Origin of the sequence: Streptomyces sp. NPDC048389, assembly GCF_040706335.1 — a bacterium.
GTDB lineage: Bacteria > Actinomycetota > Actinomycetes > Streptomycetales > Streptomycetaceae > Streptomyces.
Genome location: NZ_JBEZKP010000028.1, coordinates 1 through 13533, shown reverse-complemented (window position 1 = coordinate 13533; position 13533 = coordinate 1). Strand labels below are relative to the sequence as shown.

At 71.1% G+C, this 13533-nt stretch carries 11 protein-coding genes, 1 pseudogene and 1 riboswitch; of the genes and pseudogenes, 5 read left to right on the top strand and 7 right to left on the bottom strand.

Features of this window, described 5'->3' with window-relative positions:
• Both AB0903_RS19990 and AB0903_RS19985 read right to left on the bottom strand, forming a co-directional pair.
• A complete protein-coding gene (locus AB0903_RS19990) occupies nucleotides 1–1011 on the bottom strand; it encodes an EamA family transporter (RefSeq protein ID WP_366704538.1) in 1011 nt (336 codons plus the stop codon).
• 31 nt (nucleotides 1012–1042) lie between these two features.
• Nucleotides 1043–1669, bottom strand: coding sequence for a Clp protease N-terminal domain-containing protein (locus AB0903_RS19985; RefSeq protein ID WP_366704669.1), 627 nt, complete (start codon nucleotides 1667–1669; stop codon nucleotides 1043–1045).
• 233 nt (nucleotides 1670–1902) lie between these two features.
• On the opposite strand from AB0903_RS19985, the gene AB0903_RS19980 reads away from it, so the two are divergent.
• Nucleotides 1903–2361 (top strand): SRPBCC family protein, encoded by a 459-nt coding sequence (locus AB0903_RS19980; RefSeq protein ID WP_366704536.1) that lies wholly within the window; start codon nucleotides 1903–1905, stop codon nucleotides 2359–2361.
• 139 nt (nucleotides 2362–2500) lie between these two features.
• Here the strand turns inward: AB0903_RS19980 and AB0903_RS19975 are convergent, their stop codons facing one another.
• Entirely contained in the window at nucleotides 2501–3115 is a 615-nt protein-coding gene (locus AB0903_RS19975; RefSeq protein ID WP_366704534.1) for a PadR family transcriptional regulator, read from the bottom strand.
• 138 nt (nucleotides 3116–3253) lie between these two features.
• On the opposite strand from AB0903_RS19975, the gene AB0903_RS19970 reads away from it, so the two are divergent.
• On the top strand, nucleotides 3254–4075 hold the full coding sequence (locus AB0903_RS19970) for a PhzF family phenazine biosynthesis protein (RefSeq protein WP_366704532.1): 822 nt from the start codon (nucleotides 3254–3256) through the stop codon (nucleotides 4073–4075).
• Nucleotides 4076–4130: 55 nt separating this feature from the next.
• Here AB0903_RS19970 and AB0903_RS19965 read toward each other — a convergent pair.
• From AB0903_RS19965 to AB0903_RS19955, 3 genes and pseudogenes are all read right to left on the bottom strand, one after another.
• Nucleotides 4131–5225: pseudogene (locus tag AB0903_RS19965) on the bottom strand (hypothetical protein).
• A 353-nt stretch (nucleotides 5226–5578) separates the two neighbouring features.
• Nucleotides 5579–6379, bottom strand: a complete 801-nt coding sequence (locus AB0903_RS19960) for a type II CAAX endopeptidase family protein (protein ID WP_366704667.1) — start codon at nucleotides 6377–6379, stop codon at nucleotides 5579–5581.
• Nucleotides 6380–6456: 77 nt separating this feature from the next.
• Nucleotides 6457–7965, bottom strand: coding sequence for a glutamate-cysteine ligase family protein (locus AB0903_RS19955; protein WP_366704530.1), 1509 nt, complete (start codon nucleotides 7963–7965; stop codon nucleotides 6457–6459).
• A 473-nt stretch (nucleotides 7966–8438) separates the two neighbouring features.
• Here AB0903_RS19955 and AB0903_RS19950 point away from each other — a divergent pair, with 473 nt between their 5' ends.
• Together AB0903_RS19950 and AB0903_RS19945 are read left to right on the top strand one after the other, a co-directional pair.
• Entirely contained in the window at nucleotides 8439–9029 is a 591-nt protein-coding gene (locus tag AB0903_RS19950) for a hypothetical protein (protein WP_366704528.1), read from the top strand.
• Between the two features lie 321 nt (nucleotides 9030–9350).
• The gene (locus tag AB0903_RS19945) at nucleotides 9351–9557 is read left to right on the top strand and encodes a DUF5999 family protein (protein WP_366704526.1); all 207 of its coding nucleotides are present in this window, start codon (nucleotides 9351–9353) and stop codon (nucleotides 9555–9557) included.
• 122 nt (nucleotides 9558–9679) lie between these two features.
• On the opposite strand, the gene gcvP is transcribed toward AB0903_RS19945, so the two are convergent.
• Nucleotides 9680–12565 carry an aminomethyl-transferring glycine dehydrogenase gene (gene gcvP, locus AB0903_RS19940; RefSeq protein ID WP_366704524.1) on the bottom strand — a complete coding sequence of 962 codons (2886 nt, stop codon included), beginning with the start codon at nucleotides 12563–12565 and terminating at the stop codon, nucleotides 9680–9682.
• Between the two features lie 180 nt (nucleotides 12566–12745).
• Nucleotides 12746–12843: riboswitch (glycine riboswitch) on the bottom strand.
• Between the two features lie 102 nt (nucleotides 12844–12945).
• Here gcvP and AB0903_RS19935 point away from each other — a divergent pair.
• Nucleotides 12946–13341 carry a PRC-barrel domain-containing protein gene (locus tag AB0903_RS19935; RefSeq protein WP_366704665.1) on the top strand — a complete coding sequence of 132 codons (396 nt, stop codon included), beginning with the start codon at nucleotides 12946–12948 and terminating at the stop codon, nucleotides 13339–13341.
• Nucleotides 13342–13533 lie beyond the last annotated feature (192 nt).

The window sequence follows — 13533 nt, the reverse complement described above, 5'->3', positions numbered from 1 at the left end:
CTACGGTGCGCGATCGCCGCGGAACACGTCTCCCGTGGCCCGGTCCTCACCGGCCGTCGCGGGCACCGGTTCCAAACCGCCCGCCGCCACCGGCCCGGACGGCGCCCTGGGTGCCTGCGACTGTGCGATGAGGGCTCCGACGAGGACGACCGCGCCGCCGATGATCTGCGGCGCCGACAGGTGCTCACGGAGCAGCACCCAGGCCAGCACGGTGGCGATGACCGCCTCCAGACAGGCGACGACGCCGGCCACCTGGGGCGACAGCCGGCGTACGGAGACGACACCGGTGACGTACGCGAGCACGGTGGCGATCAGCACGATCCAGCCGAGCAGCAACGCGGCGGGCACCTGCGTAGCACCCATGTCGGCGGCACCGGCCAGCAGTGACCAGTCCATGCCCCACGGCCGGGCCACGACCGTCAGCACGGCCGCACCGATCAGGAGCCCGTAGGCGATGACGCCCAGCGGGTCGGGGACGTCGTCGCTGTCGCCGCCCTGGTCGGACAGGACGAAGTAGCCCACCTGGCAGCAGGCGGCGCCGAGAGCCAGCAGCAGCCCGAGCAGGTCGAAAGTCAACCCCGCCCACACCTCCACGACACACGCGAGACCGGCGACGGCGAGGACGACGCCGGCGGCCGCGGCCCTCGTCACCGGCCGGCGCTGGACGAACCGGACCCAACCGAGCAGGAGCGCGGGGGCCAGGTACTCGATGAGCAGCGCGACTCCGACCGGGATGCGCGAGATCGCCGCGAAGTAGCAGGTCTGCACACCGGCCACGGCCAGCAGGCCGAACCCGGCCAGCAGCGCGGGCCTGCGCCGCAGCAGCCCACGGTGGCGCCAGGCGACCGGGGCCATGACGAGGGCGGCGCCCGCGACCCGCAGCCACACGACATGGAGAGGGTCGAGCCCCGCCTCGATCAGCGGCTTGGCCGCGACGCCTGATCCACCGAACGCGACGGCCGACCCCAGGGCAAGTCCCAGGCCGGCGCTCTTTCCCTGAGACGCCTGCATCGGCACATGATGTCAGGGCGGGTCAGCACCGTCACTCCGGTGACACATGTCGAGACGGCTGCGAGATCCGCGCACCCAGCCGCGACACGTCGACACCTGCCCGGCGCAGCACTTCAGCGGCCCGGCAGTCCGGATCGGCCGCGACGCAGGCCAGCACGTCGATCCCCCCGGCCCTGTCGCTGCCGCGCCGCCGCGCCCGCTCGAGCGCGCCCGTCATGGCGGCCGCCGCCGAGGGCGACCAGCCCGGCGCGTCGGGCCGCAGGGGCGCGGCGGAAGGCCGGCGCCGCGGCACGTCGGGAGCGGCCGACGGCAGCCGCCGCCCATGGGGTACGGGCGAAGGCGGACACCCGGGACCGCCCCCCTCGCGCAGGACGGACAGCGCGCCCGAGTCCTCGACGGAGCCCTGCCAAGCGAGGCCGTAGCCGATACTCCGCTGCACGAGGTACCCGAGGACCCGCGCGACCTGCGCCGGGTCGTTGAACACCGTCCCGACGCCGAGGTCCTGTTCCATCAGCGAGTGCAGCAGATGAGCGGTGTCGATCTGCCGGTCGCCGTCACGCAGCGCTCTTCTGCGCGCACCCGTGACCACCGCGGCCAACTCGGCGGTGAGGAGGGCTTCGACGTCGGGGAGGGCGAGGACGGGCGGCTGCCGGGACATCCGGAAGGCAGGGCTTTGCACATCCCCCACTCCATCAGACGTTCACCGGCCCGGCGTCCACGTGGGGAAGCATTCGCCCTCCCACCGGAGTCGGGCACCCTCGGGCGATTCCTCCTCCTCATGGATGAGAAAACCGGGCGGGCACTGCAATCTGACGAGTCATCAGGATTGAATGTTCCGGCACCCGCCGCTACGGTCCGCGGCACCGGAACCCGACACGAAGGGGTGGTCGCATGGCAGAAGTCAGCGCGGAGGCACACATCGAGGCCCCGGCCTCGAAGGTCTGGGCCCAGCTCACCGACTTCGCGTCGTACGGACGCTGGAACACCACCCACACCGGATTCCCGAAGGGCGGCCCGAAGCCACTGGAGACGGGCGCCACCTTCGCGGAGAACATGACGTTGATGGGCTTCCCGGCCGAGGTGACCTGGACGGTGGAGGAGCTGGAGCCGGAGCGGGTGCTGGCCATCAGGGGCAAGGGCCCGATGTCGGTCACGGTGGGCACCCGCTACTCCCTCACCCCGGCGGCGGGCGCGGCGGCCGACGGCACGGTGACCGACGGCGCGACCCACATGCGGATCGACGGGGAGTTCACCGGTGCGGCCGTGTCACTGATGGCCGCGAAGCTCAGGGACTCGGCGACGGCGGCGCTCCACGAGTCGCTCCGCAAGCTCGGTGAGCTGGTCTCCTGACGGGCGCGGAGCGGCACGTCGGTACGGACGAAGGGCCCCGCGTGACCGCAGAGCCCTTCGTCGGGGGCTCGGGTACCGGGAGATCGGACCTCACCACCCGGCACTCCGCACTCAGCGCTCAGCGCTCAGCGCTCAGCGCTCAGTGCTCGTCGGCGAGGATCAGGTACAGCTTCTTCCGGGCCTCGTTGATCACGGCGACGGCCTTCCGCCGCTGTTCGGCGTCACCCGTCTTCCAGACCTGGCCGAACGCCTCCATCAGTCCGAAGCCGGCCTGCCTGATCTCGTTGACCGCCTCCCAGTCGACGCCGCGCCCGGCCTCCTCCCAAGGAGCCTCCGGACCCGACTCGGCCTCGGTACGTCCGGTGTCGGTCAGCGTGAACAGCTTCTTGCCACCCTCGCTCTCCGAGACGATCAGACCCTCGTCCTCCAGCAACTGGAGGGTGGGGTAGACGGAGCCCGGGCTGGGCTTCCAGGCCCCGCCGCTGCGCTCGCCGATTTCCCGGATCATCTCGTAGCCGTGCATCGGACGGTCCCTCAGCAGCGCCAGGATCGAGGAGCGCACGTCACCGCGCCGCGCCCTCCCCCGGCCTCCACCGCGCCCGCGGCCGCCGCCGAAGGGCCCGCCGAACGGCGGGCCCCACGGCCCGAACGCGGCCCGCCTGCCCTCGCGCTCACCCCGCCCGTGATGGCCGGGCCCGCAGTGCCCATGACCGCGGCCGTGGTCGTGTTCCGGTCCGTTTCCGTACGAACGCATCGCTGCACTCCCTCCGTCTTTGATCTGTCGCGATGCGTCAACGATATATCGTGAACGATCGGTCGGCAAGCCCCTGCCGGTCCAGTGACCCCGAATTGGCCTTGGCCGGCGGCTTCACGAGCGTTCTACGGTCACGCCATGCGGATCCGAATCGTCGACGCCTTCACCGAGCGCCCCTTCGCCGGCAACCCCGCCGGAGTCCTGCTGCTGGACTCCGGCGGCTTTCCCGCGGACTCCTGGCTCCAGCAGGTGGCCGCGGAGCTGAATCTCTCCGAAACCGCCTTCGCCCACCCGCTGCCCGCCGACGGCGACGCGGACTGGGCACTGCGCTGGTTCACCCCGGCCACCGAGGTCGGCATGTGCGGCCACGCCACCCTGGCCACCGCCCATGTCCTGCACGCCACGGGAACGGCGACCGGCACCGTGCGCTTCGCCGCGCGCTGCGGAACCCTCGTCACCACCGCGCACGCGGACGGCACGCTGACCCTGGACTTCCCGACCGCCCCGCTGACGCGGGTCGAGGCCCCGGACGGCGTGGCCGAGGCGCTCGGCGCGAAGGTGCTGTCCGCCCACGACACCGGGCCCCACATCGGGGACCTCCTGGTCGAGCTGGCCGACGAGGCGTCCGTACGCGGCCTGAACCCCGACTTCGCCGCCCTGGTGGAGCACTCGGAGCGCGGCATCGTCGCGACCGCAGCCGCGGCGGACCCGCAGGCCGGCTACGACTTCGTCTCCCGCGGCTTCTTCCCCCGGGTCGGCATCGACGAGGACCCGGTCACCGGCAGCGCCCACACGGCGCTCGCGCCCTTCTGGTCGGCCCGCCTCGGCCGCGACGATCTCACCGGGCTGCAGACCTCCGCCCGCTCCGGACTGGTCCGTACCGCTCTGCGCGGCGACCGCACTCTGCTCACCGGCCGCGCGGTCACGGTCATCGACGGCGAACTCCTCAGCGCTCCCTGACGGTCCAGGCACCGCGGCGTCGAGCCGCGGCTGCTGCCGAGCGGCGGTCGCCGCTTCAGGTGAAGGCCACGCGCGTCCCGCCCTCGGCGAGGGCATCGAGGACGACGGCGATCAGCTCGTACGGTCGGCCGTCCGGCGTCAGCGCACGGGACAGGATGTCGTGCGCGGTCGCGGCGTCCCGCCAGAGCAGGGTCGCGGGGGCGGTGTGGCCGAAGGTGCCCCGCAGACAGTCGTCGAGGGCGGCCGGACAGCCGCCGAAGTATCCGCCCGGACCGTTCACCGCCTCGCCGAGCGCCAGGTAGAGGCCCGGGACGTCGGTGACGTGCCGACCGTCGCGCCCGTACGCGTGACCGTACGGCCGGGCACGGTGCACGCGCCGGCACGCCCTGTCGCGGACGAGGTCCAGCCGGGCCCCGCGCTGCCGCGTGTCGAGGCCGGCCCAGGCGCCGCGCGACTCCTGCGGCCCGGCGAGCCACCGGTCCCAGACCGGCCGGGCGTGGTCGGGAACGTGCGTGAAGAGCCTGCCGTCCAGTTCCAGGTCGATCAGATCCGGCCTCAGTGCGGACGGGCGCCAGGCGCTGGCGGTCGCCCACAGCAGCTGCTCGGCAAGCGGCTCACCCCGCACGTCCCGTACCTCCAGGGCGGCCTCCTCCAGGTCCAGCGCCCGTCGGGTCCCCGTCCTCAGCGCCCGCCGCATCTCCTCGCCCTGAGCGAGCCCGCGCAGGACGAGCGGGGGATCCGCCCGCTCGGGCGGCAGGACGCGGGCGAACTCCCGGCAGGTGCCCGGCCACCGGCGCTCGTCGTGCAGTCGGAGAGGACCCCGGTGGCCTTCGGGTGGGCCCTCGTAGTCGTCCAGGCCGGTCAGCACGAGACCGTCCGTCCCCGGGTGCTGCCCGAGGCTCTCCGCGTCTTCGAGGAGCCACCGTCCGAGCGCCCCGTCGTCCGGCACCAGCCGCACCCGGCTGCCCGCTCAGCCGCTCAGGCCGGCCCCTGCCGGAACCCAGCCGAACAGTTCGTACGTCCCCCGCCGGGGCTCCCCGAACAGCCCCTCGGCCTCGGCGCAGGTGCCCCACACGTGGCCGTGCTCCGTCTCCGCCGGCGTGTACCGCTCTCGCCCGTGAAGGGCCTCGTTCTGCCGCACGGCGGACATCCCGCCCGGGCCGGGAGAGGACGGAGAAGCAATTCTTCGCGGGCGGGGGCGCGGTCAGGGCATCGGATCCGGCACCACGGCGACCGGCGGCGACGGATCGGCGTCCACCGCTTCCACCGCCTGCGGGACGGCGTCGGTGAGCAGGTCCACGATCACCGACAAGAGCACCGGACGCCCGACGGCCGCTCGCCTCGCCGGGTCGCCGGCCACTCAGGCGAGCAGCGCCGGGGCCGTCGCGTTGCGGTGCCGGGGGGTCTCCCGTCGGGCTCGCGCGCCCGGCCGGCTCGTCGGCCTCGCTTCGTGCCCGGAACCGCGGCCGCCGGGGGGTCCACGTCGTCGAGTGACGGTGGCGCTCACGGTGTGGGCAGCCATCCCACCTTCCCGGCCAGCAGCCCGTAACCGACGAAGGCGACGATGTCGAGCAGTGCGTGCGCCGCCACCAGCGGCCCCACCCGGCCCCACCGCCGGTACAGGAGCACGAAGACCACGCCCATCACCATGTTGCCGATGAACCCGCCGATGCCCTGGTAGAGGTGGTACGAGCCGCGCAACACCGAGCTCGCGGCGAGTGCCGCCAACGGGGTCCAGCCCAGCTGGTCGAGCCTGCGCAGCAGGTAGCCGACGACGATCACCTCCTCCAGCACCGAGTTCTGGACGGCCGAGAGGATCAGCACCGGGTACTTCCACCACACGTCGGGCAACGACTCGGGCACCACGGTCAGGTTGAACCCCGACGCCCTCGCCAGGAGGTAGAAGGCCAGCCCCGCACTGCCGATCCCGGCGGCCACCAGCACGCCGCGCCCGAGATCCGGCCACGGCCGGGTCCGGTCGAAGCCGATGGCCCGAAGGCCGGCGCGCTCACGGATCAGCAGATGCGCGACGAGCGCCACCGGGACCAGCGCCGTCGCGATCCCGAAGAGTTGCCAGGCGAGATCGAGCCACGGCCGCCCCGGCGCGAAGGAACCGTTGAGCGTCGCCGCCTGGTCCTTCAGCCCGCCGGGCCTCGTCAGTGATCCGATGAAGCTGATCAGCGCGGAGACAGCGCTGGCGCCAAGCGACAGCGCGAGTACGAGCAGCGTCTCCTGCCGCAGAATCCTGAGCGGTACCGCCTCCCGCGCACAGGGTCCGGCCCCGTCTCCCGCCTCCGCCTGCACACCAGCCTCCAGTTGATCCACCGCATGGGACGTCACAGCTTGCCCGACGAACCTACGGCGCAATCAGCCGGGTCCCGTCAGGACCCCGGCCCCGGGAAGCCGACCGGCCAGGTGTGCACGGGCCGGCTCTCCCTCATCAGCTCGCAGTACCGGCGGGTCATGGCCGCCAGCGCAGCCTCCCGCTCGAGGCCCGCGTCGCGAGCGCGGTGGTAGGTGTCCGTCTGCCAGGAGGCGCCGTTCATACGGCGGCGGCAGCGCCCCTCGATCACACCCAGATACAGGTCCCGGTCGGCGGGCGCCACGTTCCACGCGTCGAGGCCCGCCGCGGCCAGCGGCAGCAGCTCGTCGCGGACGAGTTTCACGACGGGGACCTGCGTGACGCCCCCGCGGCCGGGGCGCGGCCACTGCAGTTCGGCGTCGATGCCGTACCGGCACGCGGCGTCGAAGTTCGCGGCGGCCGCGGCGAAGGGAAGCCGCTTCCACACCGGGCGGGCGTCCTCGGCGAGTGCCCGGACCAGGCCGTAGTAGAACGCGGCGTTGGCGATCACATCGGTCACCGTAGGGCCGGCGGGCAGGACGCGGTTCTCCACACGCAGGTGCGGGACGCCCTCGACGACGTCGTACACCGGGCGGTTCCAGCGGTAGATGGTGCCGTTGTGCAGGACCAGCTCCTTCAGTCGCGGCACTCCGCCGTCCTCGAGCACCCGCAGCGGGTCCTCGTCGTCGCAGAAGGGGAGCAGCGCGGGGAAGTAGCGGATGTTCTCCTCGAACAGCTCGTACACGGAGTCGACCCAGCGCTCGCCGAACCAGGTCCGTGGCCGTACCCCCTGTGCCTGCAGCTCCGGCGGGCGGGTGTCGGTGGCCTGCTGGAAGAGTGGCGGCCGCGACTCGCGCCACAGCTCCTTGCCGAACAGGAACGGCGAGTTGGCACCGAGAGCCACCTGCACCGCGGCCACGGCCTGCGCGGCGTTCCACACGTCCGAGAACCGGCTCGGGGTGACCTGGAGGTGCAATTGCACCGAGGTGCACGCAGCTTCCGGCGCTATCGACGATGACGTACACGTCAGCCGCTCCACCCCCTCGATGTCGAGGGTGAAATCCTCGCCGCGTGCCGCCACGATCTGGTCGTTCAGCAGCACATAACGGTCGACGTCGGAGAGGTTGGCGGAGACCAGGTCGTGCTGCGCGAGCGTCGGCAGAATTCCGATCATCACGATCCCCGAACCGATCTCCTGCGCTTTCCGGTCGGCATATCCCAGCCCGGTGTGCAACTCCTCCGCAAGCTGATCGAGTACCCGGCCGCCCAGCCGGTGCGGGACGATGTTCACTTCCAGATTGAACATTCCCAGCTCGGTCTGGAAATCCGGACTCGCGATACGGGAGAGAACTTCCGCATTCATCATCCGCGGCATGCCGTCCTGCCCGGCCAGATTCAGCTCTATCTCGAGCCCCATCAGATTCCTGGGCCGGTCGAACCGCTTCTCCTCCAGCAGCCGCCCCAGGCCCGTCAGGCACTCCTGCAGCTTCCTGCGGTACTGCTGCCGGTCAGACAGGTCGAACCCGTCCGACTCGACCTTCTCCCCCATCGAAGCGTCCCTCCTCGAGTGGGCACCACGCGGCGCGGACCGCTCACGTCACGGACGATAATGCCCAGACTCATTGATCCGTAACGTCCCGCGCGCGGTCCGCCCCCCGATAGGCTGGAGTCAGCACCCCACCGGCACATTCCTCCGGCATGACGCGGCGGGCATTTTCCGGTATCGAAGCCGCGAAAAACACCGCCCAGATTCGGCCTACCGTACTTGAGTCGAAACCGCAGGCCGCAGCCCCGGAGAGCATAAAAGCCACTGAATGACCGCATAGAAAGAGACCTGTTTCCACCTTGCCGGAAATGCCCACGACAGCTAGCGGAAACATTATGTGAACACGTGTCGTATAAACTTCGCGAGGGCAGAGAGTTGGCATCCGGTGTCTTCCGGCCGCTCACCTTCCCGCACGCTGACAGTGCCGTCCGCACCTTCACGCTTCACCGTGTCTCCTGAGTGAGAGGCGACCCATCATGCCGCTGCATGTCCTCCCAGCCCCCGCGCCTGCCTTGCGCACCGTCCTCGCAGCACTCGGTTCACCCACGGCCGTGTCCGAGGCCCGTACCCCCGCTCTACGGTCCGTCCAGGGACCGGTGAGCGCCGAACTGCCGCTGCCGGTTTACGTACTGGACCGGATAGCCCCGACCGGTGCCACCCCGCTCACCCGGCTCACCGGCTGGCGCTTCCTCATCCGCAGCGGCGATCGCGCCGTGGCCGCCGCGGACACGATGCTCACGCCGGACGGCTGGGCCTTCTCCCATTTCTTCGAGGGCCCCTATCTGGATTCGACCGAGCGCGCCCTGCGCCAGGCCGAGTCCATGGGGTCACCGTTCCAGCCACGGCTGCTGTCCGTTCCCGAGCTCTACATGCTCACCCTCTGGCTGCACCGCGACCCCGAGGCCGACGCGGCCGCCGGTACGCCGCAGCCGTCCGACGTCCTGGTCCCCCTGGCCCCCGCGCCGCCGGGCATCGCGGCCCACCGGCCGCACCGGGTCACCGAGTTGCTGCCGCTCCTGACCCTGCGACTGGCGCCGGCCAGGCTGCTCGACTCCCCGGCCGCCTGACACGCGAACCGCCTGCCCGGCGGGAAAGCAGCCCGGTACGCCCCGCGACCAACCGGTCGCGGGGCGTACCGGCGTATCAGCACCGCCCGTTCTGACTAGTCACCTCAGGCCACCGGGAACCACCCGAAAGGACCGCCCCCTCGAGGTGAACCGTCCGGGCGGGTGATGCGTCATCAATCAGTAGGAAGAGCTGCCGTGAAATGCCTGCGGAGCGACGCCCGTAGGGGAACACTGGGACCGAACCGAGAGATACGGGGGGCGGCCATGAACACCTCATCGAGCCGCACGACACTCACCACAACGCAGCGAAAGTACCCATCCATGTGCCAGCACCAGCCAGCCTGTCCCACCTCAGACTCAGCCGACCGTGAGGCGGCGCGCCTCGTGGCCCACCATCCGGAACAGGGCTGGAGCCTGCTGTGCAACGGCGTCCTTCTCTTCGAGGACACCGGCGAACTGCTGCCCGACGGCCAGATCATCGCCCCGCACCGGCCGCGTGCCGCGGGCCCGATGACGACAGCCGCGTAGGCACCGCCTTACAGGACGGCGGTCCTGTCACCGCCAGCCGCACCGCAGTCCGTACGACGAAGGGGCCGGCCCGGAGAGTTCTCTCCGCACCGGCCCCTGACGCATCCGCCCTGCGGCCCGCGTCAGTTGTCGTAGTCCTCCAGCGGCGGGCAGGAGCACACGAGGTTGCGGTCGCCGAAGGCACCGTCGATACGGCGCACCGGCGGCCAGTACTTGTCGGCCGCGCTCACGCCGGCCGGGAAGACGGCCTCCTCGCGGGTGTAGCCGTGGTCCCAGTCGCCACCGAGCGCGGCGGCCGTGTGCGGGGCGTTGCGCAGCGGATTGTCGTCCGCGGACCACTCGCCCGACGCGACCTTCTCGATCTCGCCACGGATCGCGATCATCGTGTCGCAGAACCGGTCCAGCTCGGTCAGGTCCTCACTCTCGGTGGGCTCGATCATCAGCGTGCCGGCCACCGGGAAGGACATGGTCGGCGCGTGGAAGCCGTAGTCGATCAGGCGCTTGGCGATGTCGTCGACACTGACGCCGGTCGCCTTCGACAGCGGACGCAGATCGACGATGCACTCGTGCGCGACCAGCCCGGCCGGGCCGGTGTAGAGCACCGGGTAGTGCGGCTCGAGACGCTTGGCGATGTAGTTGGCCGCCAGCACGGCGACCTGGGTGGCGCGCTTGAGGCCCTCGCCGCCCATCAGACGCACATACGCCCAGGAGATCGGCAGGATGCCCGCGGAACCCCAGGGAGCCGCGGAGACCGGGCCGACGCCCGTCTCGGGACCCGCGGTCGGCTGCAGCGGGTGGTTCGGCAGGTAGGGCGCGAGGTGGGCGCGCACGCCGACCGGGCCGACGCCGGGGCCGCCGCCGCCGTGCGGGATGCAGAAGGTCTTGTGCAGGTTCAGGTGCGAGACGTCGCCGCCGAACCGGCCCGGCTTGGCCAGGCCGACCAGGGCGTTGAGGTTGGCACCGTCGACGTACACCTGGCCACCGGCGTCATGCACCTGGGCGCAGATGTCGGCGACGTGCTCCTCGAACACACCGTGCGTCGACGGGTAGGTGATCATCAGCACGGAGAGCTCGTCGCGGTACTGCTCGATCTTGGCCCGCAGATCCTCGACGTCGATCTCGCCGTCGTCGGCGGTCTTCACGACGACGACCTTCATGCCGGCCATCACGGCGCTGGCGGCGTTGGTGCCGTGCGCGGAGGACGGGATGAGGCAGACGGTGCGCTGGTCGTCCCCGTTGGCCCGGTGGTACGCGCGTACCGCGAGCAGACCGGCCAGCTCGCCCTGCGAGCCGGCGTTGGGCTGGATGGAGACCGCGTCGTAACCGGTGACCTCGGCCAGACGCTCCTCGAGTTCCTGGATCAGGGTCAGATAGCCCTGGGCCTGCTCCACCGGCGCGAAGGGGTGGATCTGACCGAACTCCGGCCAGGTGACCGGCTCCATCTCCGTGGTCGCGTTCAGCTTCATGGTGCAGGAGCCGAGCGGGATCATGCCGCGGTCCAGCGCGTAGTCGCGGTCGGCGAGCCTGCGCAGGTAGCGGAGCATCGCGGTCTCGGAGCGGTGCTGGTGGAACACGGGGTGCGTGAGGTACTCGTCGTCGCGCAGCAGTGCCGCGGTCAGCGCCTCCGGGGCCGCCGCGTCCAGGGCTTCGATGTCGCCCTCGACTCCGAAGGCCGCCCAGACGGCTGTCAGCTGGGCACGGCCGGTGGTCTCGTCGCAGGCGACGGAGACATGGTCCGCGTCGACGAGACGCAGATTGACCCCGCCTTCCCGCGCGGCGGCGACGACGCCGGCGGCCTTGCCCGGCACCCGGGCGGTCAGGGTGTCGAAGTACGAGCCGTGGACGATCTCGACACCCCCGGCCCGCAGGCCCTCGGCGAGGATCGCGGCGTAACGGTGGGTGCGCCGGGCAATGGTCCGCAGCCCCTCGGGACCGTGGTAGACCGCGTACATGCCGGCCATCACCGCAAGCAGGACCTGCGCGGTGCAGATGTTGCTGGTGGCCTTCTCGCGGCGGATGTGCTGCTCACGGGTCTGCAGAGCCAGCCGGTACGCCTTGTTGCCGTCCGCGTCGACGGAGACGCCGACGAGGCGACCGGGCAGGCTGCGGGCGAACTTGTCACGCACGGCCATGTAACCGGCGTGCGGGCCGCCGAAGCCCATCGGGACGCCGAAGCGCTGGGTCGTGCCGACCGCGATGTCCGCGCCGAGCTCACCGGGCGAGGTGAGCAGTGTGAGAGCGAGCAGGTCGGCGGCGACGGTGACGATCGCCCCGAGCTCGTGCGCCTGCTCGATCACCGGCTCGAGGTTCCGTACGGCGCCCGAGGCCCCCGGGTACTGCAGCAGCACACCGAACACGCCGCGCTCGGCGATCTCCGGGGGGATGCCGTCGCTCAGGTCCGCGGTGACGACCTCGACACCGGTGGGCTCGGCGCGGGTCTCGATCACGGCGATGGTCTGCGGCATGGTGTCGGCGTCGATCAGGAAGACGCCGTTCTTGACCTTGCCGACCCGGCGGGCCAGCGACATGGCCTCCGCGGCGGCTGTGCCCTCGTCGAGGAGCGAGGCGCCGGAGGTGGGCAGCCCGGTGAGGTCTGCGACCACGGTCTGGAAGTTCAGCAGCGCCTCGAGCCGGCCCTGCGAGATCTCGGGCTGGTACGGCGTGTACGCCGTGTACCAGGCCGGGTTCTCCATGACGTTGCGCAGGATGACCGGCGGCGTGAACGTCCCGTAGTAGCCCAGCCCGATCATGGGGGCGAGCACCTGGTTGCGGTCCGCCAGTATGCGCAGCTCCGCGAGGACTTCGGCCTCGGTACGGGCGTCGGGGAGGGCGAGGGCCTCGGCGCTCTTGATGACGTCCGGCACGGCGGCGGCGGTCAGCTCGTCGAGCGAGCCGTAACCCACTTGGGCGAGCATCTTGGCCTGGGCACCGGCGTCGGGCCCGATGTGCCGCTGCTCGAACGGGATCCCCTGCTCAAGCCGGGAGAGCGGAATGCGGTTGGCGGTCATGGTGGGAGGCCTCCTGGTCTTCGCGACCTGCGAGGGGCATCACGGCGCGGATGCCCGGACGGCCTCCCCCTCTGTCATCTCGACCTGAGAGCTTCACCGGGCGTCGCTCAGCGACCTCCCGGCTTTCACCGTCGGTGAGAGCGGATGCCGTCCGACGCCCGCCCTGCTTTCCAGAGTGACCTCGTCCGTGCGGTACAGGTGCCTGAGAGATTCCGGGGAGGATTTGCTCCTTCGGCGCCTCCGGACTTCTCTCCGGAGGACTCTCCCGCACAGGGTCAGCGGCCGTTTGCCAGGGTACCAGCGCGACCCGCGCGCGATCGCTCGAGTGGCCGACACCCGGGATGTGGACTTTCGTAGTCGTTGGGGAGCAGTTGCGACCAATTGGAGGGACCGTGCAGACCGACATCGATCCGCGCAGCCTGATAGGCCGCAAGGCGTTCGACCGCAACGGCACGAAGATCGGCACTGTTGACGAGGTGTATCTCGACGACGCCACCGGGGTCCCCGAATGGGCAGCCGTACGGACCGGCCTCTTCAGCCGCGACGCCTTCGTCCCGCTCGAGCCGAGCGAACTCGTCGACAACACCCTTCGTGTCCCGTACGAACGCGCACTGATCAAGGACGCCCCTGATTTCGGAGTGGGCCGTCACCTCTCACCCGAGCAGGAGCTCCAGCTCTACCACCACTACGGGCTCGACCTCTCCGGTCCTCCCGCTGCACCGGCGCCCGCCTCCGGCGACCGGTCCTTCGGCCGCGTCGCGGGCCAGGAGGACTGACCGCGCTTCCGCCGCCGGAACGCGCTGCTCCGTCCGCCCGGCCCTGGCCACCCACTTGACTCGTTCCGGCTCCGGCGTGCCGCCCCGCGCGCCGGAGCCGCTTGTCGACCGGGTCGTGCAAACCCGGAGACGGCCGGGGAAGACCGGGCGCCCCAAGAAATGTATTACACACGGCTTTACTACAATAACTAG